Here is a 26,280-nt window from a genome sequence, read left to right as displayed (position 1 = left end):
TTAATTTTGATATTATCCATCTTTATGAAACCACAACACAGGACAAAGGGAACATTCCCTTTGTCCTGTGTTGTGAGTGATTGCTTTTACGGCGCTACTATTTTTTGCAATTTCAATGGTTCAATGTATTTTCCACCTTTATAAGCCCTCATATTACCGCCGGAAATTTCATCGATAAGCAGGATATTATTATTTTTATCCCTGCCAAATTCCAGTTTAATGTCGTAGAGCTCGATTCCTTTTTCAGCAAATGCTTTTTTTATAATGTTCGAGACTTTTACCGTCAATGCTTTAAGCGTTTCATATTCTTCTTTTGTTAAAATACCCAGCATATCTAGGGCATCTTCACTAATTGGGGGGTCTTGACGGTCATCATCTTTTAAAGTGACTTCTACAAAAGCATCCAATGCTTGTCCTTCTTCTGCATATTTCCCGTAGCGGCGGAAAAAACTGCCTACGACCCGATAACGGCAGATGACTTCCAGCCCTTCTCCAAATACAGAAGCTGGAATGACGGTCATCGTCGTATCTTCTATATTTGCATCAATGAAATGAGTGGGGACTCCTTTTTCTTTTAACCTTTCAAAAAAGTATTTAGTCATTTTTAGTCCTGCTCGACCCGCACCTTCCATTGTAAGACCGACTGTATTAGCGCCGGGATCAAAGACACCATCTTCACCGGTGACATCATCTTTGAATTTTAATAAGTAATTTCCGTCTTCCAGTTGGTATACGTCTTTTGTCTTTCCAGCATACAAACGTTTCATGGCCGACTCCTCACTTTTTCTTCTGATTTTCATGACTGTACGATACGTTATTCGTCATATCTTTTATGTTATCATAAGAGCAACACATGATGTAATCTTAATTTTAAGTAGAAGGGGGTTAAGTGTTGGATGTATGGTATGTGAGCTACGGTTCCAACATCAGCGAAAGCCGTTTTTCCTGTTATATTGAAGGCGGCATACCTGAAGGTTCCAATAAAGTGGAGAGGGGCTGCGTGAATCAGACTTCACCGAAAAGAGTAGAAAAAACCAAGCTCCCCTTCCCTTTATACTTCATGAGAGAAAAAAGCAAGTGGGGCAAAGGCGGGGTTGCTTTTATTGGTCATCAAAAAGATCATAATGCTACTACATTTGCAAGAAAGTACCTGATTACGGATGAGCAATTCGGGGAAGTCGTGGAACAGGAAAACAATATGGATTCCCTAAATATTAATGTGAAAGATATTATTGAGAGGGGCTACGTTGACTTAACGGCTGGATGGTATGGCAGAGTGCTTTATTTGGGAGAAGCAGAAGATGCTCCCATGTTTACATTTACTAGCTCTAATGCAATGGGGGACTATGATTTCACTACTCCCCCACCTACTTATTTATCTATGATTTCGCGCGGGCTAAAAGAAGTCGGTCTCGCTGAGGAAGAGATTGTGGACTATTTTTTAACCAAACCCGGGATTAAAGGGGAGTTTACGAAAGATTCGCTTTTCAGGTATATTTTCCGTTAATGAAATGATATTTTCAAAAAACGATTCAATACGATAATACAAAGGATGTGACCATATGCCGACCAACCGACTGCCAATGCTTATTCTCGTGATGAGTGTCGTTTATTTATTTATCATTCCGGATCAGCCATTTATTTTCACGTTATTTTTCAAACTCATTCCGATGATCATGATCATTATGTATGCATTTCGCCAGCTATTCATAGAAAAATCAATCTCACAATGGCTAATTATCACCGGGCTGATCTTTTCCATTATCGGGGATGCTACATTGCACTGGTTTATTATCGGGCTGATAGCTTTTCTTATTGGTCACTTATTTTATACTGCAGGGTTTCTAGCCCGCTGGACATTTTCATGGATTCGTTTTGCGATGATTATTCCGATTGCGGGATATGCCATTTTAATTGGAAGAGAAATGGTCACTGCACTAAACAACGGCGGTGAGGAAGGTTTGATGGTGCCTGTAATTCTGTACATTATTGTCATTGCATTCATGGCTTGGGCGGCAGTGATGACAGGCAATTTATGGGCTATTTTGGGTGGAGTTCTTTTTGTTATTTCCGATTCCATTCTGGCCTGGAATATGTTTGTTTCACCGATTGCCAATTCCGGAGTACTCGTTATGGTGCCTTATTATACGGCACAATTTTTAATTGCTCATAGTCTTGGCACGATTCGTGGACAGAAGCGTCGTATTGTGTGGTAAACACTAAGGGCAGACACCCTGTGGCATCTGCCCTACAGCTTATGTAGTACCAAACGACGATATTTTATTTCCATTCGGTCACTTGTACGACTTATGAACTCCCGAACGAAGATGCTTTATTTTCTTTCGGTCGCATATACCGCTTATGAACGATCGAACGACGATGCTTTATTTCCCCTCGTTCGCTTTATAATTTTCATCTGCTAGTTAAATGAAGAGACTAACATAATGAAATCAGCCAGCCGCCGATTTGGGACTACGCTAAATTCTCGTCCCACCGTAAAGATATCCACAATTCTTAATTCTGGTCTCTAACCTCTGACCTTCAAGAAACGCTCCAGCATTTTTCCTAATACATAATCCCTTCCCTTGTATGGGTTTCAGCGAGAAATGCCGGATCCGGGTCAAAATAGTCTTCATTATAATGAAAATGAAACTCTCCGTCCTGTACATAGCCGGCACCCCAGGTCGGGTCCATTTCCAGCCATTCTCCATCAACCATGACTTCCACCCAGGCATGTCGTTCTCCGGCATAGCCTTCCACATAATGTGCTTCCATACCAATGGCCCGAAATAAAGCGGTTGCCAGGAATGCATAATCCTGACAAATGCCAACACCTGACTCAAGGGTGGATAAAGCACTATCGTCAATGTTGAAAATATCCGCCTCTGCTTTTTCCACATCATAGGCTACGTGCTGCGCAACAAATTGATAGATTGCTTTTGCTTTTTCCCGCTGACTTGTCAGACCTGAGGTAATCTCTTCCGCTTGTTCTATAATGGTCGGGTGCTCAGATTCAATCCCGCGTGACGGCAGGAGGCCCCTTTCATCAGGGATGTCGATCACTTCATGCTGGATTCGCGCGACACCTTCAAAGTAAAACATGGATTGATTCTGCCTTTCATGATCGGGTACATTGACGATAACTTCATAATTCCCTGAACCAAAACGGAAGTATGCCATTCCATCAAATTGATAATTTTCTATGGGAATAACATACCCTGCTTCTTCATCTTCAGCATCCAGCTTTTTCACAGTCACGATTATATGTGTGATTGCTTCTGCACCAGGCATATCGGGATCAATCTCTCCCGCTATACGATATTCCTGATTCGATTGCATCGTGTTTGTGTCCCAAGCCGGTTCATGCAATGTTACACCACGATCTATGTACTGATTAAATTTTTCCATTTGAGCAAATTCTGCTGCAGCCTGATTATCAGCATAAAAAGAAGCTGCTTCATAATAGAGGCCTTCCGCTTCATCATAGCTTTGTACGCTCACATGATGAATTCCCTCGCCAAAATATAAAGGAACCTTGCCTTGAAACACGCTATCCTCAATAGGGAACATAATTTGTCTATCCTCATTATCCTTTTCTACCTGGACAAGCACCATATCTCCAGCATGGTCTTCAGGAACAGTCCCTTCGATTAAAACACTTTCCTCCACACCCTGCTGCCATCCCAATTCAGGGCTTTGCAATTGAACATCGTTGAACACACCGTATTCCGTATATTGGACATCCATCGCGATCGCTTCATCTTCATTCGTTACCTGAAAGCTTGCCATTTCGTAATAAACTTCTTCATTTAAATTGTTACTAGGTGCCCTGACACTCACCTCATAATCCCCTGCGCCTTGATGTAAATTCAGATCGTGAGAAAAAGTGCCATCTTCTATTTTTACATAGTAATTGAATTCATCCTGGGGAAATTCCTCTAACGCTTCTTCTCCTGTAAGCACTACCCATAAATGATCACTAGTCAGATTATTCGCTTCCGTGATGGCGCCTTCCAGACTGATTATTGTGTTTACCGTGAAATTGTCCTGCTCCGGTGATGTAAGGGAAAAACCGACTTCCTCTGCATAGTCAGTAAGCTGGATATTTTCGATTTCTGCTTCCTTAGGTTCTTCTTTCGCTATCACTTGTTCCCCTTCATCGACCACCTCATCAGGTTGTTCTTCACCCGGTGCACAACCCGTTATGGCAAAGACTAACAGTAAAATTACTGGCAAATAAAAGATCTTCCTGTATCTCATCCAATCCCTTCCCCATTTCGAATTTTCTATTATTATCATACTATGGAGTGCACGCCATGTCACTACTTGCTTTTTGAACAGTCTCCATCTTTTCTTGTCATAATTGTTCCACCACAACATAAAAATGAACTATCCGGATGATGGTGGAGGTATTTCATATGAATAAGCAGATAGAGATCACAAAAGAGGATTTAGAAAGATATTATACATTGCGTCAGCAAAAAACAGAGATAGAAAAAGAAATGAATCAACTGAAAAAGAAACTTCATGGTTATTTTGATGAACATGCAGGAGAAAAACAAAAAGGCAGCATAACACTTGGCCCTTACCAGGCTTCCCGACAGATCCGCAGCTCTGTTCAGTATAATAAAGAAGAAACGATAGAAAAACTGGAAGAGCTAAATTTGAAGGATTTTGTTATTGTGGAAAAAACGCCTGATACGGAAAAGCTGGAAGCAGCCATCAAATTGGGATTGGTGGAGAAGGAGCCTTTTGAAGACTGTAAAAATACGAAATTGACACAGGCGATTGTGGTGAAAGAGGCGTGAAAGTGGATTTATATTTAAACCAGAAGGAGAGGGCTCTCTTTCTGGTTTTTATTTACTCGTATTATTTTATCCATTGATAGTAGAGCAGTTTCAGTAAAATAATCTCTCACCAAACGAATAATGCATAAGTCACACAAATTTATGTAGATCAAAACACGCCATTCATTATCTTCCCTGTCAACTTGTTAAATGAATAAATAGCAAAGGTCATTACGATTATAACGATAAGGAAGAAAACAGCCGAACCGGCCCACTCCCATTGAATTAAGCCTGCAATCCAATTGCCTGCATAATAGATCAAAAAAGTAGCTATCCCGACTGTAACTATGAAATTCACTGCAATCATTGCAATTTGGCTGATGCTTCGTTTCTTTACTGTTTCATTATTTTAAAAGTTCATATATACCATGCCCCCTGGAGACAGCAGTCATAGTACCAATTTCAAATATAAAAAAAGAGAAATCATTTTACTCACCTTCTACCCTATTAAACTCACCCTTCAACAGAAAAGCAATATCATATTCTTCAAGCTCATTTATGTGCTCATCCACGTCCTCATAGAAATTCATAGGAAGTGAACTCGAGCCACCTTCCTCACTAGAATACAAAATGCTAGCAAAAACCAGCTCTCCTTCAGCAGGATCCATTTCATGCGGATTACTGCCCCATATGCCAGCGAAGGTTTCATCCGGTAGTGTCGTCTCATTCCGCGATACGCCTACATTACCATTCGTGCTGATTCCATTGTGAAAGGAAAGCTGATTTTCCGTATCCGTTTCCCCGGAAGTTGCCAATATTATGGAGCCATCTTCCTCGATTGCCATATTTAGAAGGTTAAGCCGATCATCAACCAGTTCGCCAAACTCATATTTTTCCACCCAGACAGTCAGCTCTTCATACTCCCCGTCCGTACTGTAATCAAATACAAAGGATTGCTCTGCAGTGATCGAAAGGATTGCGTTTTCCCGTTCTGTCAAGTCAGCCTCAGTAATCATACCTGAATCTGAATTATCACTATCACAGGCACTGAAAACAAATGTCATCATGGCTGATATCGATAATATAAGTATCTTCCCCATATGCTCACCCCACTCTAAAATAACAGCTTTACATGACAGTCGCAATCACTTTTTCACCTAAGTTCAGGTAATTTTTTCATTGCTAACAGCCTTCCTGTAATTGAATTTAAATGTCATCCATGCTGAGATATACATAGGAAATACCTTCAATCACATCTGTTGCCATTAAATCATAGTAAGTGTGTCTTTTCTCCACTTGCATGTCTGCAGCTTTTCCGTGGATAAAGCAGGCATCGCACAGTTCTTCAAGTATTGGCTGGTCTTGCAAAGCCGTTGCTGACCGAGTTGTCATTATTGGTAAAGGACAACTGCTCGCGGATATGACCATGGAAGAAATGAATGAACGCACTGCAATCCTTTATCGATATCAATTCTCAATGGTTCCCTTACATTATCAGTGGCCACGCTGCTCGCATGGATTATTACAAAGTTACTTTAAGCGAGCGTTTTCCGGAATGGGCAGTCATTTTGCTTGTTGCCGCGATATTCTATATCGGTCATGCTGTCTTTATTCCCGATGTTTTTGCTTCCGTTCATGTTTTGCCGTCACTAAGTATCTTTGGTTTGGGAATCGTGATGGTGGTTTTAATTTTGCATTTGTCATTCTACTTTATTTTTGCGTTTTAATTGTTTGGTGAATTTTTAACATGGTGTAAGACTTTTTCATTTATCGGGCTAATTATTGAATAACAAATCTGAAACTAATATTCGATTAACAGTGTAAAAACGAACAACTATTTTAAAAACAGCCGCATTTTTCGATCGAAAAATGCGGCTTTCGGATGTTAAAAGCAAATGAATTTAATTGTGCTGAACTTGTTGAGTAAGTCAATTTCTAAGTATCCTAGGAAAATTTAGTTATTTACTCATTATTATTTTTTAAGAGTTGCCTAAACCCAAAATGAAGACGATTATCTGTAAACTGCAGCAAGTACTCGGTTCCATGCATTGAAATTGTGATAGCTCTTTTGCCCACTGAACGGGTTGGAATTTCGGTTCCTTGGTAGTCCACAAAAATGGAAGCATTTTTTTCATAGACTTTGATTATTTGACCCTCATTAGACTGATAAGTACCGATGATTGCATGCCGGTCTGCCTCAGTAAGTTCGTAATCGTCATATTCAATTGCTGCTTTATCAGGTTCAATACCGATTTCACTTTGTACAGCCCCTTTTAAAAGAGCTTCAGCAGGTGCACCGGCAATATTCGTTAAACAAATGGCAGCAATGTCTTTCTCAGGCAATACTGCAAACTGTGCCGACACGCCTTTAATACCTCCGCCATGCTCAATAAGCGTTGTTCCAAAAAAGTCAGGTATGACAATGAGCCCGTAGCCATAATACACACCGGGTTCAATTTCAATATGCTTGGAAGTTAACACATCAAGGCTTTCTGGAGTTAAAATACCATTTCCGTCGTTCAAAAAGACATCTCCAAAACGAAGCATATCATTGGCCGTCGACTTCACATAACCGGCTGCCCACATTGCAGGAGCATCCCACCATTCAGGTGAGTATTCAACCGCTGGCTTATCGGCAGTTGGATCAACGCTGTACAGGCGTGCTGCCCGCTCATCAATGCGATCAAGTTGAAAAAAACTATTTTTCATCCCGAGAGGTTGAAAGATGTTATCCTCCATATAACGTTCATACAGCTGTCCACTAACACGTTCAATAATAATACCTAGCAGTGCATAGCCATCGTTCGAATAGCTGAATGATCTTCCAGGTTGATCAAGAAGGTCTAATTGAGTGGTATTTAGATAGTTGATAAGATCCCCGTAAGTATCAATGCTATCTTGCTCTCGATCAAGGGGGACGCCCAGCTTAATCTGCAGGTCGAATGAACCATCCCGCTCCATTGATTGCTTATTCGCGTAAAAGAGCGTATTCAATGGGGGCATACCGGATGTATGGGTCATCACGTGATGAAGTGTGATATCATCACTTCCTTTGAACGTAATCTCGGGTATATACGTTTTAATAGTGTCATGGATAGATAGTTTACCAGCCTCTTGTAGCTGAAGTATCGCCATACAAGTCATTGACTTTGTAATACTGCCAATGCCAAAGATCGTGTCAGCTGTAACAGGCAACTCATTTTCCTGATCCCGATAGCCAAAGCCTTTTTCGTAACGTTGGTTGTTCAATGCAATAATTGCTCCTGGGGTTTGATGGGTGTCTATGAGCGATTCAGCAAACCCTTCGTAGATTTCTTTTTCCACATTTACTCCTCCTTTTAAATTACGTATAAGAAACTTCATTTGCTCAATACTTTAGCTATGTTTCATGAGCATATTTAATTCGCAGACAAACCTCGGAAAATCGTTTGGATTCACTAATATGCGGTGAGTGGCCTGAATGTTCGAACCAAAAGATTTCCTTTAATGGCGCTCTTAATTTCTCGATGTATTGCTCCGCAAGTTCAAATGGCGCTTGATAATCGTGGCTTCCTTCGCACAAATAGACAGGCACGGATAATGCAGGAACTTTTTCAAAGAGATTAACCGCCAGGAATTCGTCCCAAAGCACCTTATTTGACCACAGAACATTTTTGAAGAAGAAAAACCAGTCTGTCAATCTATATTCCGTCGATAATGGGATCGCACGCAGTAAATAGTCAGATGAAAGTTCCATTGGCAAAAATTTCAGCAGCCATTTTCGTTGTTCCATCATGGCTTTAAAATTTGGATAAGGAGGAGCACCAATTTTAGATAGAGCTGTCATGGCTTTTTGATGATTGGCTTCCCGTGCTTTCTCAAAAGCATAAGCATAACTAATTTGTTCGTTCAATTCGATATTAACCAATTGAGAAATGCCAAGGTAGGCATAAATGCTTTTAGGATGCTGTTGGGCTGTAAGTACGCCTAATATACTGCCCCATGAATGCCCTGTAAGAAATAGTTTTTTCTGCCCAAACCTTGACAGCAAATAGGTAATTAACTCGTGGGTATCCTCGACAAATTGCGTTAAATTCATGGTCGATGAATCGACCTTCCTTCCTGATTTACCAGCTCCTCGCTGATCCCAATTGACTACAATAAAATGTTTTTCCAGCTCTTGTTCATATTTCCGAATAAAACCGATTTGCGCAGAGCCCGGTCCTCCATGAAGAAAAAGTAGCACAGGATGGTTTTTATTTACTCCACGAATGAGAACCCATTGTTTGATCTCTCCTATCCAAACAGATTCCAGTGCAGCGATACTATTTTCCATAACCTTTCCTTCTTCATCTCGGATTGGGGGAGTCCAGCTTTTAAACATTGGTCTTCCTCCTAGGAAATAATGATTAATCAATGCTTTTTCGAATAACTGTGTAGTCCTTGATTTATTTTATCTTCTTCAATATAGTTTCATAATGTAATTCAGGCACAGTTCTCTATTTACTTACGATAATTCTTGCATAAGGTTTCATTCCGCTAGGATTTTTTGTTGAAAAACACTACGGACAATTCAAATAATTTTATTGTAAAACTGCAAAACAACTTTTTTTGAAAAACCAATACCTATTTTATTCCTCCACAATCATATCCAGCCACTTAATATCCGCCTCCAAATGCAGCAAAGCACCTTCCACCAACATTTTCATTGTCTCATTTCCCGACTGGTTCATTTGTTTTCTTAATTGTGTCAGGTGCAAAATGTCTTTTAACATTGTTTCCTTCTGGTTTTTAATCATGTTCAGCTTGTTTTCGTAGGATACATGACTGGCACAAAGAAACTTAAAGTAAAATTCATCCTTCAACAAGGATCTTTCCACGGGCTTTTCCAACCAGGACCAAAGTTCCTCTTTACCCACTTGCGTAATCGTATATAGCTTTCTGTCCTTCTTGTCATGACCGGGCGATTCTATTAATAAATCCCGTTCCAAACGGTCTAGGGTCGTATATACTTGACCGGCATTTAATGGCCACATTCCTTGAACGAGTTCTTCAAATCCGGTTTTTAACTCATAGCCGTGTCTGGATTTTTCGTATAATAAGGCGAGCAATGAATGTTTTACTGACATGAATATCCCCACTTACTCATAATTGATCGCCTCTTTAATAGATATACGTGATGCTGAATTGCTTGGCAGCCATGATGCAATCAGTGCAAACAAAATTCCGCCTGCAATGGCTAAGAGTAAACTATTCCAAGGAATGACAAAGTCTAATAATCCCATTGCATCATCTGAAATAGAATTCAGAAAAATAACTAAAATTCCATACAGCACCCCAACAATCACTCCAGCAATACCGATAAATAAACCTTCTGCTATAATCATAAATTGGACTTGCCTTCTTGTAAAACCAATCGCCCTCATTGTTCCTATTTCTTTTACTCGTTCCATCGTATTCATAAATAATGTGTTGCTAATCCCAATGGCTGAAATGGCAATAATTAATAATAACAAGCCTTGCATCAACTCTTCCATTTCTGTTACCCCACTAGTATATTGTTCTTTGGTTAAAGTAATCGTATTTAGATTGCTGATTTCCTCGCCAAAAGTACTTTCCAAAGCAAATGCCACATCTGAAATTGCCGCCTCATCCACTGCATCCAGCGCAAGATGATAGTCATGCGGCCAGTTGAGTTCATTTTTCACTACAGTTTCCTCTGCAAAGGCAATATAACTTGTGTTATGGGAGGTTTGGACGCTGCCTTTGACGAAAAAGCCTTGCGCACCTGCCGGGGTATTCAGCGTAAAGGTATCTCCTACATCGCCACCCCATTCCATAAGGGCTCGCTCCCCGATGTAAATATAAGGGTCATCACTATCTCCGTCCGCTTCTTCTGCTACTGCAAAGGTATCTGCACTGTCTATATCGGAAAAAGACATGATGGAAAACTCCCGCAGTCCCCCCGATTTTGTATACCATGTCACATTAGGGATTACTGTATACGGATTTACAGACTCTACACCTTCCATCCCTCTTGCAATTTCCAGATCAGCATCCATCCATGGTGTTTCTTTTTCAACAATGATATCCCCGCCAAAGGTTGCTTCAACTTCATCCTCCATGCCATCGGGTAATGATGCCAATGCAGCACTCATAAACAGGGCCAAACTCACACCAATCGCGAGCATTGCTGCCGTATTTGCATTTCTTTTTTCAAATTGTTTGATGGAACGGAGTGCTTGCTTTCCCGAGAAACGGAATAAGAATGTCAACACAGGGCGAACAATGATTTGCACACCTCTCACCCACAATGGGAACAACAGCACAAGCCCGACGAATAAAAACAAAAATGCCCAAATATTATCGATGAGTCCAATTCCAGTAAAAATAATCCCTAAAATGATTCTCCATTTACTGAGTTGGTTAAACCGATTGTGCGTTGCACCTGTATCAAACATCGCTTGTAAAATCGGCGTTTTTCCTGCTTTGTACATGGGCCACGCCGCTGCTAAAAACGGGAATAGGATTCCGACAATGGCAGATATAATCACTGGTCCCGAGATGACGACATCATAGTCAATATTTTGAGTGACAATTGACGAAACCAATATTTCCTGAAAATATAATCCGAACCAGATTCCAAGTCCCAAACCCACACCAGTTCCAATCACAGCCAGAAAAGTCAATTCTTTTCCAATAAGCCTTACTACATTTCCACCTGTGTACCCGAGGCTTTTCATGACCCCGATTTCTCTCTTTCGTTCAATAATACTCGTATTGATCATATTAAAAGCGATAAATGAGCTGATGAAGATGGCCAGTATAGCAATGAGGTCGAATACATAATAAAGACCTGACAAATCATTATTTTGCTGACTATCCGTAACAATTGGCTGAACAAATAAATTTGACCCTTCCAATTCTGATTGATAGTTTGCTAAAACCTGGTCCTCATCTGTGTCTTCATTTACTTTAAATCTTACATTGGAAATCCGATCTTCCATACCGGTCCATTGTTGAAGTGTGTCTAATGGGATCATCACTTGAGCATCCTGAAACATTGCAGCCTCCCCAGTTTCTGGACTATTTAACATACCTCCTTCTTGAACTATAGCTGTAATCTCTAAACTTCCCATATCCTGAAAAGAAATTTGATCTCCAATTTCTTTTTCGAAAAGCGCTGCTGTATTTTCCGTTATAATGAGTCCTTCTTTTGTGACATCTCCCTCGCTTACAGATAATTCGATAAGACGATTATCAAAATCAGAAATCCCTGTGAATCGGACAGAGGATTGGGATGGATGATCTGTTTCCATCTCCGCAAAGCCTGTTTGGTTGAATAACGTCACCTTCTCTTCTACTTCTGCTTGTTCTTGTAACCACGCCAGGTCAATTTCCAAAAAAGCATCATCATTACTTTGAATCCAAAAGTCGGCATCACCTGCATTTAACTGTTCCTGCTCATCGATTATATTAGAGAACGTAGACTTTGAAATGAGCATGCTCGTCATCACAGCGACACCAAGAACAAGGGCAGCCAGCGTGAAAAAGAAACGCTTTTTATGACGTGTAATATTACGCCATGAAACGAGCAAGGAACTTAGCATAATCGTCATCCTCTCTTTTCACTTCTGCTTCAATGACACCATCTTTAAATAAAATAATTCGATCTGCATATCCAGCCGCAAACATATCATGGGTCACCATGACGATGGTTTGTTTCCGTTCTTGATGAAACTTTTCCAGTAAATCCAATATGTCACTTGAACGCTGACGATCCAAGTTCCCTGTTGGTTCATCAGCTAACAGAATTGCAGGCTCGTGAATTAACGCTCTGGCAATTGCCACACGCTGCTGCTGACCACCACTCAACTCGTGGGGAAATCTTTTCTGAAACCCATCTAAACCCACAGCATCTAGAAGCACCTGAACCTCGTTGTGCGTTGCTTTCTTCCCATCAGCATGGAGTGGAAAAATAATATTTTCATAGACCGTTAACGTCGGGAGCAGCTGATAATTTTGAAAGACTAACCCAATTTGATTCCGTCTTATTATCGTACGCTGTTTTTCACTTTTAGACGTTAATTCCGAACCATTTAAATGAATAGCTCCTGACGCAGGCGTATCTAAGCCTCCCAGTAAATGAAGCAAGGTTGTTTTGCCCGAACCACTTGGTCCAATAATACAAACGAATTCCCCTTCTTCTATAGTGAGATCAACCCCTTTTAGGACAGGCACCGTTTCTTTCCCTGTCTTATAATCTTTTTTTAAACCGGCAACATTAATCATAAAATTCACCCTTTCGATTTTGATGGAGAGATGGTATACGACCATGAATAAATAAAGTCAACAACGAAAACAATACCCCAAACCATGGAAATACCATAAATAGTATCATTGGCATATGGCGTTCCTTCCGCATTTTCTGCCCCTATCCATGAAAAATCCGTTATATAAGCGGTCATCTCATCGATTCCGCTCGTTCCATACGTCCAAAAGATTAATTGAATAATACTAAATACGGTAAGATGTACAATTGAAGACAAGCGATATTTCCTTGCCACATATTTAGGATCTTTTTGCCTGCGCATGATCTTTCTATCTTTATCTGACAGCAGGTCAACTCCACGCCAGTCTCCAACTTTTTTACGCATCCAGCGATCCAGTTTCATAAAATCAAATATTCCAAACGTGCAGGCATAAATCACAAAGATGGTAATAATAATCTGGAAGTTGGAAATCTCCCCGGTTTCCTGATAAATCAATATAGCAAGTGCTGCTTCAAGAATCAATAACACGACAAAGATTGCAAGAAACAGCAGACTGAATCTACGTTTCCCGAAAATGTAACGAACTGCCCCAAAAAGGAGCAATGCAGCCAGTGACAATATTTCAGCTGTTATGAAAATTTCCCACTGGTATGTGAGCAGTGTATCCATCATTATGTTTATAGCTCCCATCAATATATACTGAGTATCTATTTACTGAGTATATAGATGCTGGGTATGTAAGTCAATAGGTTTTTTGAAATAATAATTGGGAGAGGAATATAGTTCTCTAATTATTTCCCGAACCTCTTCCTGAATTTTTTTATATGGATGCTCCGTCTATATTCAGGGATAACACAATATTCAATATGGCACATGTAATTACACTTTGTATGTGATAAACTTGATTTATCCTTTTTGGATATCCTCCTCTGCCTGACTTTGGCTTACAAATCTGTTGTCATTATAGCCAGGGAAGATTTTTATCATTCCCTCCAAATACTTTCTCGGTCACCAAAAGAATAAGATTTCATACTGCAGCACACATAGTCGATACAATACATATATAAACGATTTTTCAGGGAGAGGATTTAAGATTAAAAGAGTTGTTGCTTTCGTATTTATGTTTCTACTGTGTTATTCCTTTTTTCCAATTCCTTTATTTGCAGATGAAAATACCACGCCTTCTGGTATTCCACTTACAGAATTGGAAGATTTTCTGGATGATTACTCGGAAGACTACATTGGAAAGACTGTGCCAGGTGCAAGTATTGTCGTTGTTAAAGACGACAGCATCATCTTATCAAAAGGGTATGGTTATGCAGATATGGAAGCCCAAATTCCAATGGATGCAAGCACTTCTGTTCTTGAATGGGGTTCTATAACCAAATTGTTTGTTTGGGTTGCTGTGATGCAGCTGGCAGAACAGGACAGAATTGACTTAAACGAAGACATACGGACCTATTTACCTGAAGGATTTCTAACAAAGTTAAACTATGATTATCCCATTTCAATGCTAAACCTAATGAATCACAATGCCGGTTTTGAAGAAAACATCCATGATTTGCTTTATAACTCTCCGGAACATTTGACCATCTTAGAAGAAGCTTTGAAATTGACGGAACCAGAACAAGTTTATAAACCCGGGGAAGTGGTAGCTTACTCCAATTACGCTACATCATTGGCTGCTTTTATTATTGAACAAATTACAGGCCAGGAATTTTACGACTATGTGTCCGATAATATTTTTTCAAAATTGGGAATGAATCATTCAACGATACATCTTCCTGTGGAGGACAATGAGGAAATTCGTCAAAATAAAACAAAAGGATACATATTAGATGAACCAACCAAATTCAGGGAATCCGACCCTTTTTATATTTCCCTGTATCCCAGCGGTGGAATCAACGGAACAGCTGTAGACTTAGCAAAGTTTGCAACCGCACTAATGCCTGCAAACGATGAAACATCTCCTTTATTAAGGGCAGATAAAACATTATCAGAACTGCTTTCATCAAGTTATTCTGTCCATGAGGGTGTCCCTGGGGTTGCCCATGGATTTTGGGAATATGATGGCCAGTATAAAGGATTAACGCATTCAGGAAGTACCGGTGCTTTTTCCAGTAATTTTCATATTGTCCCAGAGGATAATTTTGCAGTGATTGTATTAACCAATCAAGCAGACGAAATAGATCTTTCATTTGACTTGATTCATGAATTGGTTGGAGATGGGGATAAAACAGTAGAGGAAAAGCTGCCAAATTCATCAGTTACAGAAGGGAGTTATTTAACAGCCCGCAGCATGCACAGCGGATTTATGAATCTGTATTATTATTATCTTATTCCTTTGAATATCAAATCCATAAATGATAATGAGATTGAAGTCAGTGTTTCGGGACTTACAGCCAATTATGTACAAACAAGTCCTTATGTTTATAAAATGACAAGCGGACACAATGCTTTTATCCCGAACAATGTGATGTATTTCCAAGTGACAGACGGAGCAGTTGAACAAATTTCTACTTCTTATTCCGATTATTTGCCCATGGAAAAAAGTAAAGCCTTTCTTTATATCACCATGGGACTGTTTATCTGGTGCGCTGTATATTTTCTCATTTCACCGTTTGTCTTAATGGTGCGTGCATTCCTGACGTGGAGAAGAAAGAAAAAAATGGCATCAATAACAAAGTGGAATTGGCTATTGAATCTTTCGGGAGCAGCGATTGTGCTGAATGTTTTTGTCTTAGCGATTCGGATGTTGATGAATCCAACTCGGTCTTATTCGGAACTCTTATTCCATTCCGTATTGAATTATATTTTTACGGCGACCAGCCTTGTTTTCCTTGTCATGATCATTGTTACTTGGAAAAAATCACGATTATCCAAAGTGCAGAAGTTCGGGCACCTGCTATCCGTTGTCAGCAGTATTATTTTAATTGTTTGGCTGGTTATTTGGCAATTGTATTCATAAGGGTTGAGCAGGGATTCTAAGAGGGGCTAAATTAAGTTTCAAAATCTCATTTATACCGGGAGGGATGACCATGAACAATATTATTGATAATGAAAGAGAGAGTCACGAATGGTTGTTTGTATTTGTTTGGTTATGTTCCATTTTAACTTTCAGGAAAATCAAACGACTCGAAAGATACAAACATAAGCTTTATGGCAATTTTAAATGGTTTCTGTAGATCCTTGAAAGTAGAATTAACTATTTGAAAATGAAAAAGCTGCTGTATTCATTATCAGATTATACAGCAGCTTTTTATTTTCATTCATCTGTATCGATAAAAATAGTAAGAACCTTTGCGCCATTGTTGTCAACAGGAACGAAGAGATGCGTCTTTTTCCCCTTAAAATAAGCAGTGTCACCTTGTTCCATCTTGTATTTTTCATCATCATAAAGCAGTTCAATTGTGCCTTCCAAAATATAAATAAACTCATCCTGTGAGTGGGTGTAAGGTTCGTGCCTCAAGTTCGTATCTTTTGGTGTTACATGCACGATCGTTGGTTCAATGCTGGAAAATTTCGTTCGGTTTGCCAATAGTTCAAAAGAATATCCCATGTTTTCATCGCCTACTTTTAACTGTCTCTCCGATTTTGGGAGCAGCATAAGATCGGTTTCCGGATGGTTGTCAAGTACCCAGGGCAAGGAAACCCCCAGCGCATCACTGATTTTGGATAATGTTGCTACGGCAGATGCTGTTTGACCATTCTCGATTTTCGAAAGTAAACTCTTAGATATACCACATTCATCTGCAATTTGCTGCTGCGTTTTTTTATTCCCCAGCCGGGCTTGTTTTATTTTTCTGCCAATATTATGTAAATCTATCGGGATTCTCCCCTTTCAGACGGAAATCATTAAAGGTCATTATATCACAGAAAAGCAGGATTGCAGAGGGAAAAGGGAAGTAAGTCAGTTCTAGGTCAGGTGATCCTTTTCTTTTTGAAAAAAATATAATGACACTTCATGTAAATATCCAATAAACACAAAAACCCCCTATACTTTATAGGAGGTTCATTTTTTGAATACATTACATACTTGTATAACCTCTTTATCTACATGGATGGTTTTCCCAGTTACATAGGAAGAATAATCAGAAGCTAACCACACGGTAGCTTGGGAAACCTCTAGCTGTGCAAACCTTTCCAGCACACTAAGTTGTTTCGCATATTTAACCGGATCAAAACCAAACAGCTCTAAAACACCTCGTAACATCGGTGTATCTACCCCTCCAGGAGCATCGGAGTTAATGCGAATATTATGTTTGCCATATTCCAAGGGGCCATTTGTTGTTAAACCTACCACCCCATGTTTTGCAGCTACATATGCAGACGTTTTTGGCTGGAGCCGGAACCCGTTCACAGAAAAAATATTAATAATGTATCCGCCACCCCATTGCAGCACCTGTTATAACGGCTACTTTTCCATCTAATATTGGGTGTGTTTTCATTGATTTTAACTCCTTTTTTAACTTTGAGATTATCATAAACACTGTATATTTTACTGTCTCCATTCCATTTTTAAAAGCACGATACCAACTATTTCATTTTGAGAGGAGTGCAAACAGCAAAAAACCGCCCCTTCATTTTTTCAGGAACAAATAAAGTGGCGGTTTAATCTCTTTTTTATTGCTGGGCAGCAGCATAAGCTACCGATTTGCTGGGCAGATTCTTATCTAGCTTATTCTGGATATAAAGCGCTGCTTCCTGAAGTTTTTTCTCACAAATTCCTGTTTTAATCCCGAGACCATGCATGAGATATAAAATATCGTTGGTAGCCACATTTCCTGCGGCACCGGGCGCATAGGGGCAACCTCCAAGTCCACCAACTGCGCTATCAAATCTAGTAATGCCATATTCCATCGATGTCATGATATTGGCGATAGCCATGCCTCTTGTATCATGGAAATGCATGATGAGCTGATCCTTGGAATATCGTTCCATCATGGATTCAAGCAGCTCTTCTACCTGGGAAGGAACCGCCGTGCCAATGGTATCTCCAAGCGACAGGTCATCTACGCCATATTCCAGCAGCTGATCACTAACACGAATGACCGCTTCAGGGGAAATCTTTCCTTCATACGGACAGTCAAAGACAGTGGATACATATCCGGTGACATGCTTTCCCGCTTTCTTTGCTTCCTGGATCACTTCTCCCAAAACCGGAAATGTTTCATCGATCGATTTGTTGATATTTCTCTTGTTGTGCGCCTCACTTGCCGACATAAATACAGACGCTCCGTCAATACCGGTTTCCAGCGCCAAATCCAGACCCTTTATGTTTGGCACGAGCGCTGAGTAACGAACATCCGGGTTACGCTTTATTTTTTTACCAACCTCATGCGCATCTGCAAGTGCTGGTATCCATTTCGGGTGAACAAACGAAGAATATTCAATTTCCTTCACACCGGAGTCAGAAAGCATATTGATCCAATTCACTTTGTCGGCTGTTGATATCCGCTTCTTCTCATTTTGCAAACCATCCCGTGGTCCAACTTCTTTAATCTGTACAAATTCCGGCCATCGTCCCATTTTTATCCCTCCCAGGGTTTTATTACTGTAAAATTTCATATTATATTGAATGCGCTTTCAGCTCATTTGTTACTGGTTTACTTGATATTTACGTAAGACTCCTCTTTACTAATTCCCTTTTCACTCTACTTTATAACAATTATATTCACTCACGTTTATTTATATTCAACCTTGTTGAATATACTATATAATAAATTTTCGGAATATGCAAATGTTATTTTGTTGATTTGTAATTAATTGGGTGATTGTGACGTCAGCTTAATTTATTAAGATATGCATAAAGTATAGGTTCGAAGGTGGATCACGGAACTTACGCATGTTTTTTTCAAACAGCACCTTTTACATCAACAGTTGTTAGAAAATGCAATAATGAAATGTTCGACAGCGGTTCTCGAGTACCTTTTTGAGCGAAATTTTGAGGATGGGGGCTCTGATAACGCTCCTCGATTACATTTTTGGAGGAATGCTTCATGCAAAAGACATTGGCAACACTTCTCAAGTACCCTATTGTATGAAACCTTGATAGATCTGTATTTCCACAACAAAAAAGCAATACCTGGAAAGACGCATTTCCTGATATTGCTTCTCAATCATCTATTTAGTTCAATGTTTTTTCTTTTCTTACTGTCTTCAGCGCTGTGCTCCATGCAATAACTTGATCCAGCATGCCATTTGCATTGTTTGCATGGAAATCAGCTGGTTTGAACTCGGTAAAGTCAACAAAGTCGGTCATCAGTGAGAATGTAACTGCTGTTTGAACATCTGCAACTTGAAGCTCTCCAAAGATTAAACGAAGGTTTTCATGTGCACGGGTTCCGCCTAAACTTCCGTATCCAACCAGACCTGCTGCTTTGTTTGCAACTTCCGGCTTCAAGAAGTCAAGTGCGTTTTTGAGCGCACCCCCTACAGCGTGGTTATATTCCGGGGCTACGATGATATAGCCATCGAAAGAATCCATTTTTTCTGACCAAGCTTTGATGGTTTGGTCTGCTTCTGCCTGAGCCTCTTCCGGAAGTGCTTCTCCCAGCATTGGCAATTTATAATCAGCAAGGTCTACGATTTCGTAGGACACATCTTTGTCATTACGTTTCGTCGCAAAATCATACACCCAGTTTGTTACAGCCTCTCCGTTACGTCCTTTACGTACACTTCCTAAAACAATCCCGATCTTTAACATGTGAAAAATTCCTCCTCGCAGTCTGTTGTTATACTGAATTCATCATTTTTGAATTCATTTTTTCAACAATACATATGATAACACCTTAAAAAATAATATGCAATAGAAACCGCTTATTAATTTTCACTCAGTTATAAAAAGTAACTAATGAGATATTTAAAGACCCGCTTCTTATCGCAAAGCAGGCCTTCCACCTGAGAAGCATATTCTTTTATTGCGGATTAATCTACCCTTTTGCTATTTGTACATTATTCATTTGCCACTGAAGCCATTGATTCTTACGTTCTTTTCTTGGGACAAACTGACGGATATCGTCCTCATGATAACCAACCTGAATTCGTTTCTCATCTATGATAATGGGACTGCGCATAAGACTGGGGTGTAGTTGTATAATGTTGAGTAATTCTTTCAGCGGAAGTGAGTCAAGATCAATATTAAGATCTTTGTACACTTTTGATCTTGTTGCAATAATTTCATCTGTCCCTTCCAAGGTCATTCGTAGAATCGAATGAAGTTCCCCAATGGTTAAAGGCTGCCTGAGAATATTACGTTCCATATAGCTGATTCCGTGCTGATCCAGCCATTCTTTTGCCTTTCTCGTTGATGAACATGGTGTTCCAAATAACCTCACTGTCATGTATCATACCTCGTCTCTATTTATTTTTCTTACCAGGCTTTCCAATGTTTTGTACATTTTTCACATACGATTTTATTGAAAAAACCAGCCTGTCTAAAGGCCGCTGCAGCAAATACTTGCTGTACTTATGCAGATGATTATCTGCTAAAAACATGCCCCTCTTTTCCTTTACAGTCTCACAAAGCTTAAGATTCTTCTTCCTCTTTACTGTAAAGCCCGTATTTCAACAGTTGCAGTTCAGTCGTATAGTTGCAGATCGCTTGTTCATCTGTTAAATTCCGGGAAAATTTTTCAATGAAATTACGAATCGTAACGGAGGTAAGGATTTGCATAACATAAAATAACTCTTTGTCTTCGGAGATATTTAAGTATTTTTTATTGATCAACGGACTGAATTCATCAAGTGAATCATCCATCATACTACTGCTGAATATGCCGGCAAAGGTGTGTTCTACTTTGTGTGTCATATTTAAAAGGGCATTTCGTATAAAAGGTAGATTGTCGGGTGAATCGGAAATAATATTATGAAACATCCCCGCCATTGCTTTGAACAAATCTCCATCATGTTGTTTTAAAAGCGAAATAAAGTTTGCCTGTCTCTCTTTTGTATGCTCTTTCAACAAATAAAAAAAGGCATCTTCTTTATTTTCGAAGTATTGATAAAAACTTCCCCTGGGAATGCCAGCATCCTGAACCATATTTGCAATAGATGCTTCAAAGAGCGGTACTCTGGAAAATTCCTTCTCTACTGCCTGAATTAAAATTTCCTTTTTGTCCTCGGGCAAGTTAAAAAACGTTTGTTTTGGCATTACTAACCTCCATCACTGCAGGTGACATGATGTCATGATTTAATGATAAATAATACAGTGTCATTTGTCAATAGTTTTTGTGACACTATGTCATTTTATTTAAAGATTTTTCCCTTTCTCTTTAATTTCATTGTTAAATGCAAGTATAAACTGCTTTGGGGAATCTTTCACCGTATAGGGAAATACACCTTTTAATGTATGTAAATAAAGAATTCCGCCAGTACCTGCGACCTCTTTATACGACACATCAAGCACATCCGTGATCGGAAACTCCCTGCGTTTCGTAACCACCTTTTCATCATAAAGGTAGATCATCCGCTGCTCTTCCTCATCCCATTGCTCAATACTGCTAACCTTCCGTTCCACCTTTACATAAGGCTGCTTGGCAATCAAGTGCATTTGTTTCCTCCTTTATTTGTGTTCTCCATTATTCGTTTGCGGCGTTTCCGCTCCTTTCTTAATCTGCACACGATTCAAGGTTCTTTCTTCCGTGCTTAATATGTTAAAAGTGAGACCATCTCTTATCAGTTTTTCCCCTTCCACGGGAAAGTAATGAAATTCTTTCAGCAGATAACCGCTAAGCACATCCTCCTCTTCCGGGATCTCTGTATGAAAAATAACATTTAATCGGTGCAGCGGTATTTTTCCGTGACATATGATCTCCGTTTCCGTCATTTTTTCCACGAGTGCCTCACTTTCTTTATCCATTTCATCTTCAATTTCCTGCCCTATTAATGTTTCAATAATATCCTCATGGCTAATAATCCCTTCTGTTCCCCCGTATTCATCCAGCACAATAGCCATATGCTTTTTCTCCTGTGTCATTTTGCGGAATACCCACTCGATGGAATGGAATTCAAAAACAATCAGCGGATCCATATCACTATAAGACTCCAAGGTTTTTTCCGATTCCATGGACCAGGAAAGTAAATATTTTGTATGGAATACTCCCACAATGTTATCGATATTTTCATCATATATAGGATATCTCGTAAAAGGGTTTTCCACTGCAATATTTCTTACTTCTTCAAAATCCGCAGTTTGCGGCAGCGCCATAATATCCACGCGTGGTGTTTTCAAGGCATCCTTTACATTTAAATTCTGAAATTCCAATACCCCTTTAATTCGGTGGGATTCTTCTTTTTTAAAAATCCCCTCGGTTCTTGCAATATCCACCATCGCCCTGATTTCATCCCTGGAGACGGAGTCATTCTGCTGTTCTCCCTTGGAAAGTACCCGGATGATAAAACCCGTTAATGCATTCAGCAGTAATGTCACCGGTTTTAAAATGATGATAACAAACCGGACCACCGGATAAACGACATAAGCAATACGCTCTGGAAACGCTGCTGCAATCGACTTTGGTATCACTTCCGCAAATACGATGATCGTTACCGTTAAAACAGCCGAAGCAATGGCAACATTTAACCCATAGTCAATAGCCACCATGGTTACCAATGTTGGAAGTATAATGTTTGAAATATTATTTCCGATTAAAATAGACGTAATAAATTGTTCGGGTTTGGACACAAGGTTTGAAAGTTTTTCGGATTTTTCGTCCCCCTTCCTTGCCTGTGTTTGCAGCTTCATTTTATTTGTTGCTGTTAATGCAGTCTCACTGCCGGAAAAAAATAATGATACAAAAAGTAACGCGATGATTGCAATAATCACGGCCTTGCTGCCTCCTAATGGGACAGAGGGACTTGTTCACGATCCCAGCTGCCTTCTCTTTTTATAGGAATTACTTGTATTTTTCTAACTTTATCATATAGGAGTTGAAACGTTTTGAACCACTCGTGGTTAAAATCACGAGATTCCTGCGAACACCAGCGTAACCGCTAGTTATTTATCAGGCTAAGCATAGTCCCTACGGTGAAAGCATAATTTTTTGTACGTTGACTCGCCACGCTTCCTACTTCGCTTGTTTTTTGCAACTTCGATGAGCGTGGAGCGAAAGAAAGTTGAAGATTTTACATTGCAGCGTTTTTCCTGCAACAACCTTATATCTTCATTTTCAAAGAGCAATCTATACAAGGTTATGATACCATACCTCATCTAAATATGTCAGATAATTAAGGTGCGATAAGACGCCTTATCCGAAGCCGATTCATCTCTTGACTGAAGTCAAGGGTTTTCTCGGCGGAATCATAAAAGTAATTTGCAGGCGAAAGGGATTAGCTTACTCCTTTATAAGTATGTTCCATGTTCTTTTGGTTAAATTAAAAGTGATACTCCATATAAAAGGAGGTAATTATCATGGATGATACACGTGAATTTGTAGAAAAGTTTCAAGAAAATAAGCGAAAAGATAAAGAGAATAAGGAACACCAGGGACATAATGACCCTGCAAAAAAACTGCCGAATAAACGGCACTAATTAAAAGGAGGCGTCCGGAGTGGACAGACATCGTGCAGAAGAAATCGCCCAATCACCCGATATGAAGCATGTAACGTATAATGGTCAGCAAATTTATATCCAGCACGTACATGAGCAATCGAATTCAGCACGCATTTTCTCGCTGGAACAGCCTGAGCGTGAATTTGATGTACAGCTGGAAAGTCTGATGGAATCGAAAAGAGGGAATTGACGATGGAAAAACAACGAGCACAGGAAATTGTTGATTCAATCGAAATGATTCAGGTAACCTATCGCGGTATCCCTGTTTACATCCGGGAAGTACATGACGGAAAGGATACAGCAGCCGTATTTCCCTTAAATCAAATGGATGATGAACAAACCGTTGAATTAAACGGACTATATGAAGTAAACCCTTAGAACTGAAACACAAGGACGGTTCTTTTGTTTCATAAACCTAATTTTCTATCTAATGAAACTGAAGAACCGTCTCTCTGTTTATTTGTATAACGTAGTTGGCTGTTCTTTTCTCGACATTAATTTGGTCATGTAAGCGGATGTGATTTCTGCGCTGTCCTCGATTTTTTCTGCAAGAAAGGTAGTTCTCTCAAATAATGCCGACCGGAAATGGTCGAATTGGCGAAGCATCTTTGCTGTCAACGCTTCCTGGTTCTCCAGACGCCCTAATACTTCCTCCTGACTTCTTTCCTGGCCATTCACTTTTTCAGCCAACTGCTGATGCATTGCTGCCTGTTCATCTATTTTACCAATCAACTTCTTTACTTCTGATTCATACCCCTTCAATTGACTTAATAACGCCTGTTGGGAAGCATACATTTGATCTACTTTTTCTTTCTCATAAGCGCCACTTTCATTCACGGCCATAGTCAGCTTCTCATTTTTCTCTTCCAGGTTCTGCAGTTGCTTCATGACGCGCCCTTCCACTTGTTCCTGCCTTCTGTTCACCTTCACGAGTTCTTGCAAATAATGCTGCATTTCCAGCCAGTGCGCCTGTTGTTTCCCGTCCTGCTGCTTTTGATACACACTCAAATTACCAATCGCTTTCTCCATGGACACATTCACTCTTTGCTGCGCTTGAATCATTTCCTCCACATGATTTCGCATGAAAAAGCCTTGATTCGGTGCAGAAAGATCCTCTTTATTTCCAAAAATGCCTTCATTATTGTTATGATTAATATATAACCCCATAGTGACACTCCTCATTGCAATAGCTGTATTATTCTATGCAACATAAATGAGAATAGGGACACGGACACAGAAAAAATGATTTTATGGAGGTAAAAAAATGCTGCGTGAATGGCTACAATCTTCTCATTATACAGTGGTTTTCACCGGGGCGGGAATGTCTACCGAAAGCGGATTGCCGGACTTCCGCTCTCAAAATAAAGGACTGTGGAACAACCTGGACCCATCTAGGCTTGCATCTACGGAAGCTTTAAATAAGCATGTGGATGACTTTATTAACTTTTACCGCACCAGAGTAGCTGCAATCACAGAATATAAGCCGCATAAAGGCCATGATATTTTAGCTAAATGGGAAAAAGCGGGTAAAGTCAAATCCATCATTACACAAAATGTGGATGGTTTTCATCAGGAAGCTGGCTCTGAGCAGGTTGCCGAACTCCACGGGACATTACAAAAACTGCATTGTCAAAGCTGCGGAAAGGTATATGGCAAGGAAGCGTATATGGAGGATAGATATGAATGTACCTGCGGCGGTATATTACGGCCATCCATCGTATTATTCGGGGAATCCCTGCCTGAGGATGCATTTCATCTTGCTTTGGAGGAAGCAAAAAATTGTGATTTGTTTATCGTGCTCGGTTCTTCATTAACAGTGACTCCAGCCAATCAATTCCCTTTAATCGCCAAGGAAAATGGTGCCAGGCTGGTGATTATTAACCAAGAGAAAACACAACTCGATGCGTATGCCGACCAAATTATTAATGAGCGGCAAATTGGGGAAGTGCTAGAAGAGGTAGACCAAGTTATCAGTAAATAAAAGGGTTATCCGGGACATCCTATCCTATCAAAAAAGCATCATACTATCATATTAAAAATGCCATGCAAAGCAATCGTGCTGCACGGCATTTTGCTTTAAGCCATCCATTTCGGCGGCATATTTTTATCCCAAAAAATTTCTCCTATTTCATGGTGATCTTCAAAACCATCTTCAAATACATGGTAATGAAAATTAAACCAGTAGCCTTCCCATGGCCGATGGTCCCGGCGTACATGAAAACGAGCGACATCCTCATTTGTTTCAACGTCATATATATGAAAGATTTTCTCTCCAAATCCATTTGCAGGGGTTTCAGTTATGTTTAAGTATGCATATTTTTCAGCTGGAAATTCGGAAAGAATGCTGTCCAGCGTCTCTTCTATGTTAAGTAAAATGGTATCCATAAAATTTTCATCAAGCTGACTGGTGATTCTCGGTCCCAGCTTCATAAGTGTTTGCTCTTTCGCCTGATCTGTGAGGATATGCAGATGATCAGCTGTACTTTGCGTGCGTTCCGGTTCATGTTCTTGCGGAACTACTAAAACAGAAGTAACCGCTTCATCATTTACATCGGGATTGGAAAGCGCCTTTTTATTATCCTCAGCTTCCATATCCGCAGTTAAACCAGGCGGCACATAAAAACCAAGGGTCATTATTGCAACCATTACTACAGCAATTTTTCGCATCCAAAGCTTCATCCTCTGTCACCTC

General features: G+C 39.8%; 29 protein-coding genes. 9 read left to right on the top strand and 20 right to left on the bottom strand.

The window, feature by feature from the left end:
• Window positions 1-86: 86 nt before the first annotated feature.
• Complete coding sequence (locus tag ACDX78_RS03580) at window positions 87-767, bottom strand: phosphoribosylaminoimidazolesuccinocarboxamide synthase (protein ID WP_486025426.1); 681 nt, start codon at window positions 765-767, stop codon at window positions 87-89.
• A gap of 125 nt (window positions 768-892) precedes the next feature.
• On the opposite strand from ACDX78_RS03580, the gene ACDX78_RS03575 reads away from it, so the two are divergent.
• On the top strand, window positions 893-1,507 hold the full coding sequence (locus tag ACDX78_RS03575) for a hypothetical protein (RefSeq protein ID WP_486025424.1): 615 nt from the start codon (window positions 893-895) through the stop codon (window positions 1,505-1,507).
• Window positions 1,508-1,562: 55 nt separating this feature from the next.
• A complete protein-coding gene (locus ACDX78_RS03570; RefSeq protein WP_486025423.1) occupies window positions 1,563-2,216 on the top strand; it encodes a lysoplasmalogenase in 654 nt (217 codons plus the stop codon).
• A 349-nt stretch (window positions 2,217-2,565) separates the two neighbouring features.
• Here ACDX78_RS03570 and ACDX78_RS03565 read toward each other — a convergent pair whose 3' ends face one another.
• On the bottom strand, window positions 2,566-4,260 hold the full coding sequence (locus tag ACDX78_RS03565; protein ID WP_486025421.1) for a transglutaminase domain-containing protein: 1,695 nt from the start codon (window positions 4,258-4,260) through the stop codon (window positions 2,566-2,568).
• A gap of 158 nt (window positions 4,261-4,418) precedes the next feature.
• On the opposite strand from ACDX78_RS03565, the gene ACDX78_RS03560 reads away from it, so the two are divergent.
• On the top strand, window positions 4,419-4,808 hold the full coding sequence (locus tag ACDX78_RS03560; protein WP_486025419.1) for a hypothetical protein: 390 nt from the start codon (window positions 4,419-4,421) through the stop codon (window positions 4,806-4,808).
• 467 nt (window positions 4,809-5,275) lie between these two features.
• Here the strand turns inward: ACDX78_RS03560 and ACDX78_RS03555 are convergent, their stop codons facing one another.
• A complete protein-coding gene (locus ACDX78_RS03555; RefSeq protein WP_486025417.1) occupies window positions 5,276-5,887 on the bottom strand; it encodes a hypothetical protein in 612 nt (203 codons plus the stop codon).
• Window positions 5,888-5,993: 106 nt separating this feature from the next.
• Entirely contained in the window at window positions 5,994-6,179 is a 186-nt protein-coding gene (locus ACDX78_RS03550; protein WP_486025416.1) for a hypothetical protein, read from the bottom strand.
• Between the two features lie 47 nt (window positions 6,180-6,226).
• On the opposite strand from ACDX78_RS03550, the gene ACDX78_RS03545 reads away from it, so the two are divergent.
• Complete coding sequence (locus tag ACDX78_RS03545) at window positions 6,227-6,514, top strand: hypothetical protein (RefSeq protein WP_486025415.1); 288 nt, start codon at window positions 6,227-6,229, stop codon at window positions 6,512-6,514.
• A gap of 235 nt (window positions 6,515-6,749) precedes the next feature.
• Here the strand turns inward: ACDX78_RS03545 and ACDX78_RS03540 are convergent, their stop codons facing one another.
• The 6 genes from ACDX78_RS03540 to ACDX78_RS03515 form a co-directional block, all read right to left on the bottom strand.
• Window positions 6,750-8,111 carry a serine hydrolase domain-containing protein gene (locus tag ACDX78_RS03540; protein ID WP_486025413.1) on the bottom strand — a complete coding sequence of 454 codons (1,362 nt, stop codon included), beginning with the start codon at window positions 8,109-8,111 and terminating at the stop codon, window positions 6,750-6,752.
• 55 nt (window positions 8,112-8,166) lie between these two features.
• A complete protein-coding gene (locus ACDX78_RS03535) occupies window positions 8,167-9,150 on the bottom strand; it encodes an alpha/beta fold hydrolase (RefSeq protein ID WP_486025411.1) in 984 nt (327 codons plus the stop codon).
• A gap of 247 nt (window positions 9,151-9,397) precedes the next feature.
• The gene (locus ACDX78_RS03530) at window positions 9,398-9,895 is read right to left on the bottom strand and encodes a PadR family transcriptional regulator (RefSeq protein WP_486025410.1); all 498 of its coding nucleotides are present in this window, start codon (window positions 9,893-9,895) and stop codon (window positions 9,398-9,400) included.
• 12 nt (window positions 9,896-9,907) lie between these two features.
• Complete coding sequence (locus ACDX78_RS03525; protein WP_486025409.1) at window positions 9,908-12,376, bottom strand: ABC transporter permease; 2,469 nt, start codon at window positions 12,374-12,376, stop codon at window positions 9,908-9,910.
• On the bottom strand, window positions 12,345-13,058 hold the full coding sequence (locus ACDX78_RS03520) for an ABC transporter ATP-binding protein (RefSeq protein WP_486025407.1): 714 nt from the start codon (window positions 13,056-13,058) through the stop codon (window positions 12,345-12,347). Before ACDX78_RS03520 ends, ACDX78_RS03525 begins: the two co-directional genes overlap by 32 nt.
• A 5-nt stretch (window positions 13,059-13,063) precedes the next feature.
• The gene (locus ACDX78_RS03515; RefSeq protein WP_486025406.1) at window positions 13,064-13,711 is read right to left on the bottom strand and encodes a hypothetical protein; all 648 of its coding nucleotides are present in this window, start codon (window positions 13,709-13,711) and stop codon (window positions 13,064-13,066) included.
• A gap of 448 nt (window positions 13,712-14,159) precedes the next feature.
• Here ACDX78_RS03515 and ACDX78_RS03510 point away from each other — a divergent pair, with 448 nt between their 5' ends.
• Window positions 14,160-16,007 carry a serine hydrolase domain-containing protein gene (locus ACDX78_RS03510; RefSeq protein WP_486025404.1) on the top strand — a complete coding sequence of 616 codons (1,848 nt, stop codon included), beginning with the start codon at window positions 14,160-14,162 and terminating at the stop codon, window positions 16,005-16,007.
• Window positions 16,008-16,304: 297 nt separating this feature from the next.
• Here the strand turns inward: ACDX78_RS03510 and ACDX78_RS03505 are convergent, their stop codons facing one another.
• The 8 genes from ACDX78_RS03505 to ACDX78_RS03470 form a co-directional block, all read right to left on the bottom strand.
• A complete protein-coding gene (locus ACDX78_RS03505) occupies window positions 16,305-16,838 on the bottom strand; it encodes a helix-turn-helix domain-containing protein (protein WP_486025619.1) in 534 nt (177 codons plus the stop codon).
• Window positions 16,839-17,051: 213 nt separating this feature from the next.
• Window positions 17,052-17,441, bottom strand: coding sequence for an SDR family oxidoreductase (locus tag ACDX78_RS03500; protein ID WP_486025402.1), 390 nt, complete (start codon window positions 17,439-17,441; stop codon window positions 17,052-17,054).
• A gap of 221 nt (window positions 17,442-17,662) precedes the next feature.
• A complete protein-coding gene (locus tag ACDX78_RS03495; protein WP_486025401.1) occupies window positions 17,663-18,568 on the bottom strand; it encodes a hydroxymethylglutaryl-CoA lyase in 906 nt (301 codons plus the stop codon).
• 598 nt (window positions 18,569-19,166) lie between these two features.
• Window positions 19,167-19,745 (bottom strand): NADPH-dependent FMN reductase, encoded by a 579-nt coding sequence (locus tag ACDX78_RS03490; protein ID WP_486025399.1) that lies wholly within the window; start codon window positions 19,743-19,745, stop codon window positions 19,167-19,169.
• 226 nt (window positions 19,746-19,971) lie between these two features.
• Window positions 19,972-20,382 carry a transcriptional regulator Spx gene (spx, locus tag ACDX78_RS03485; protein ID WP_486025398.1) on the bottom strand — a complete coding sequence of 137 codons (411 nt, stop codon included), beginning with the start codon at window positions 20,380-20,382 and terminating at the stop codon, window positions 19,972-19,974.
• A gap of 185 nt (window positions 20,383-20,567) precedes the next feature.
• Window positions 20,568-21,191: a TetR/AcrR family transcriptional regulator gene (locus tag ACDX78_RS03480; protein ID WP_486025396.1), complete on the bottom strand. Its 624-nt coding sequence runs from the start codon at window positions 21,189-21,191 to the stop codon at window positions 20,568-20,570.
• A gap of 99 nt (window positions 21,192-21,290) precedes the next feature.
• Window positions 21,291-21,590 (bottom strand): hypothetical protein, encoded by a 300-nt coding sequence (locus tag ACDX78_RS03475; RefSeq protein WP_486025395.1) that lies wholly within the window; start codon window positions 21,588-21,590, stop codon window positions 21,291-21,293.
• A gap of 12 nt (window positions 21,591-21,602) precedes the next feature.
• Window positions 21,603-22,862: a hemolysin family protein gene (locus ACDX78_RS03470; protein ID WP_486025393.1), complete on the bottom strand. Its 1,260-nt coding sequence runs from the start codon at window positions 22,860-22,862 to the stop codon at window positions 21,603-21,605.
• A gap of 585 nt (window positions 22,863-23,447) precedes the next feature.
• Here ACDX78_RS03470 and ACDX78_RS03465 point away from each other — a divergent pair.
• The 3 genes from ACDX78_RS03465 to ACDX78_RS03455 are packed head-to-tail and all read left to right on the top strand — an operon-like array spanning window position 23,448 to window position 23,966.
• Window positions 23,448-23,567, top strand: a complete 120-nt coding sequence (locus ACDX78_RS03465; RefSeq protein ID WP_486025391.1) for a DUF4023 family protein — start codon at window positions 23,448-23,450, stop codon at window positions 23,565-23,567.
• Window positions 23,568-23,586: 19 nt separating this feature from the next.
• The gene (locus ACDX78_RS03460) at window positions 23,587-23,778 is read left to right on the top strand and encodes an H-type small acid-soluble spore protein (protein ID WP_486025390.1); all 192 of its coding nucleotides are present in this window, start codon (window positions 23,587-23,589) and stop codon (window positions 23,776-23,778) included.
• Between the two features lie 2 nt (window positions 23,779-23,780).
• A complete protein-coding gene (locus tag ACDX78_RS03455) occupies window positions 23,781-23,966 on the top strand; it encodes an H-type small acid-soluble spore protein (RefSeq protein WP_486025389.1) in 186 nt (61 codons plus the stop codon).
• A 78-nt stretch (window positions 23,967-24,044) separates the two neighbouring features.
• Here the strand turns inward: ACDX78_RS03455 and ACDX78_RS03450 are convergent, their stop codons facing one another.
• Window positions 24,045-24,755, bottom strand: coding sequence for a hypothetical protein (locus ACDX78_RS03450; RefSeq protein ID WP_486025388.1), 711 nt, complete (start codon window positions 24,753-24,755; stop codon window positions 24,045-24,047).
• A 97-nt stretch (window positions 24,756-24,852) separates the two neighbouring features.
• On the opposite strand from ACDX78_RS03450, the gene ACDX78_RS03445 reads away from it, so the two are divergent.
• Window positions 24,853-25,569 carry an NAD-dependent protein deacylase gene (locus ACDX78_RS03445; RefSeq protein WP_486025386.1) on the top strand — a complete coding sequence of 239 codons (717 nt, stop codon included), beginning with the start codon at window positions 24,853-24,855 and terminating at the stop codon, window positions 25,567-25,569.
• A 95-nt stretch (window positions 25,570-25,664) separates the two neighbouring features.
• On the opposite strand, the gene ACDX78_RS03440 is transcribed toward ACDX78_RS03445, so the two are convergent.
• Window positions 25,665-26,255 (bottom strand): YpjP family protein, encoded by a 591-nt coding sequence (locus ACDX78_RS03440; RefSeq protein ID WP_486025385.1) that lies wholly within the window; start codon window positions 26,253-26,255, stop codon window positions 25,665-25,667.
• Window positions 26,256-26,280 lie beyond the last annotated feature (25 nt).

Source organism: Virgibacillus oceani (genome assembly GCF_041521345.1).
GTDB classification, from domain to species: Bacteria; Bacillota; Bacilli; order Bacillales; family Amphibacillaceae; genus Virgibacillus_N; species Virgibacillus_N oceani_A.
This window is presented reverse-complemented; position numbering and strand designations above follow the sequence as displayed.

What these genes read in the sequence shown, in the direction of transcription:
- ACDX78_RS03580 (WP_486025426.1), bottom strand. Translation starts at nt 767, where the DNA reads ATGAAACGTTTGTATGCTGGAAAGACAAAAGACGTATACCAACTGGAA.
- ACDX78_RS03570 (WP_486025423.1), top strand. Translation starts at nt 1,563, where the DNA reads ATGCCGACCAACCGACTGCCAATGCTTATTCTCGTGATGAGTGTCGTT.
- ACDX78_RS03565 (WP_486025421.1), bottom strand. Translation starts at nt 4,260, where the DNA reads ATGAGATACAGGAAGATCTTTTATTTGCCAGTAATTTTACTGTTAGTC.
- ACDX78_RS03560 (WP_486025419.1), top strand. Translation starts at nt 4,419, where the DNA reads ATGAATAAGCAGATAGAGATCACAAAAGAGGATTTAGAAAGATATTAT.
- ACDX78_RS03555 (WP_486025417.1), bottom strand. Translation starts at nt 5,887, where the DNA reads ATGGGGAAGATACTTATATTATCGATATCAGCCATGATGACATTTGTT.
- ACDX78_RS03550 (WP_486025416.1), bottom strand. Translation starts at nt 6,179, where the DNA reads ATGACAACTCGGTCAGCAACGGCTTTGCAAGACCAGCCAATACTTGAA.
- ACDX78_RS03545 (WP_486025415.1), top strand. Translation starts at nt 6,227, where the DNA reads ATGAACGCACTGCAATCCTTTATCGATATCAATTCTCAATGGTTCCCT.
- ACDX78_RS03535 (WP_486025411.1), bottom strand. Translation starts at nt 9,150, where the DNA reads ATGTTTAAAAGCTGGACTCCCCCAATCCGAGATGAAGAAGGAAAGGTT.
- ACDX78_RS03530 (WP_486025410.1), bottom strand. Translation starts at nt 9,895, where the DNA reads ATGTCAGTAAAACATTCATTGCTCGCCTTATTATACGAAAAATCCAGA.
- ACDX78_RS03525 (WP_486025409.1), bottom strand. Translation starts at nt 12,376, where the DNA reads ATGCTAAGTTCCTTGCTCGTTTCATGGCGTAATATTACACGTCATAAA.
- ACDX78_RS03520 (WP_486025407.1), bottom strand. Translation starts at nt 13,058, where the DNA reads ATGATTAATGTTGCCGGTTTAAAAAAAGATTATAAGACAGGGAAAGAA.
- ACDX78_RS03515 (WP_486025406.1), bottom strand. Translation starts at nt 13,711, where the DNA reads ATGATGGATACACTGCTCACATACCAGTGGGAAATTTTCATAACAGCT.
- ACDX78_RS03510 (WP_486025404.1), top strand. Translation starts at nt 14,160, where the DNA reads ATGTTTCTACTGTGTTATTCCTTTTTTCCAATTCCTTTATTTGCAGAT.
- ACDX78_RS03495 (WP_486025401.1), bottom strand. Translation starts at nt 18,568, where the DNA reads ATGGGACGATGGCCGGAATTTGTACAGATTAAAGAAGTTGGACCACGG.
- ACDX78_RS03490 (WP_486025399.1), bottom strand. Translation starts at nt 19,745, where the DNA reads ATGTTAAAGATCGGGATTGTTTTAGGAAGTGTACGTAAAGGACGTAAC.
- spx (WP_486025398.1), bottom strand. Translation starts at nt 20,382, where the DNA reads ATGACAGTGAGGTTATTTGGAACACCATGTTCATCAACGAGAAAGGCA.
- ACDX78_RS03480 (WP_486025396.1), bottom strand. Translation starts at nt 21,191, where the DNA reads ATGCCAAAACAAACGTTTTTTAACTTGCCCGAGGACAAAAAGGAAATT.
- ACDX78_RS03475 (WP_486025395.1), bottom strand. Translation starts at nt 21,590, where the DNA reads ATGCACTTGATTGCCAAGCAGCCTTATGTAAAGGTGGAACGGAAGGTT.
- ACDX78_RS03465 (WP_486025391.1), top strand. Translation starts at nt 23,448, where the DNA reads ATGGATGATACACGTGAATTTGTAGAAAAGTTTCAAGAAAATAAGCGA.
- ACDX78_RS03455 (WP_486025389.1), top strand. Translation starts at nt 23,781, where the DNA reads ATGGAAAAACAACGAGCACAGGAAATTGTTGATTCAATCGAAATGATT.
- ACDX78_RS03450 (WP_486025388.1), bottom strand. Translation starts at nt 24,755, where the DNA reads ATGGGGTTATATATTAATCATAACAATAATGAAGGCATTTTTGGAAAT.
- ACDX78_RS03445 (WP_486025386.1), top strand. Translation starts at nt 24,853, where the DNA reads ATGCTGCGTGAATGGCTACAATCTTCTCATTATACAGTGGTTTTCACC.
- ACDX78_RS03440 (WP_486025385.1), bottom strand. Translation starts at nt 26,255, where the DNA reads ATGCGAAAAATTGCTGTAGTAATGGTTGCAATAATGACCCTTGGTTTT.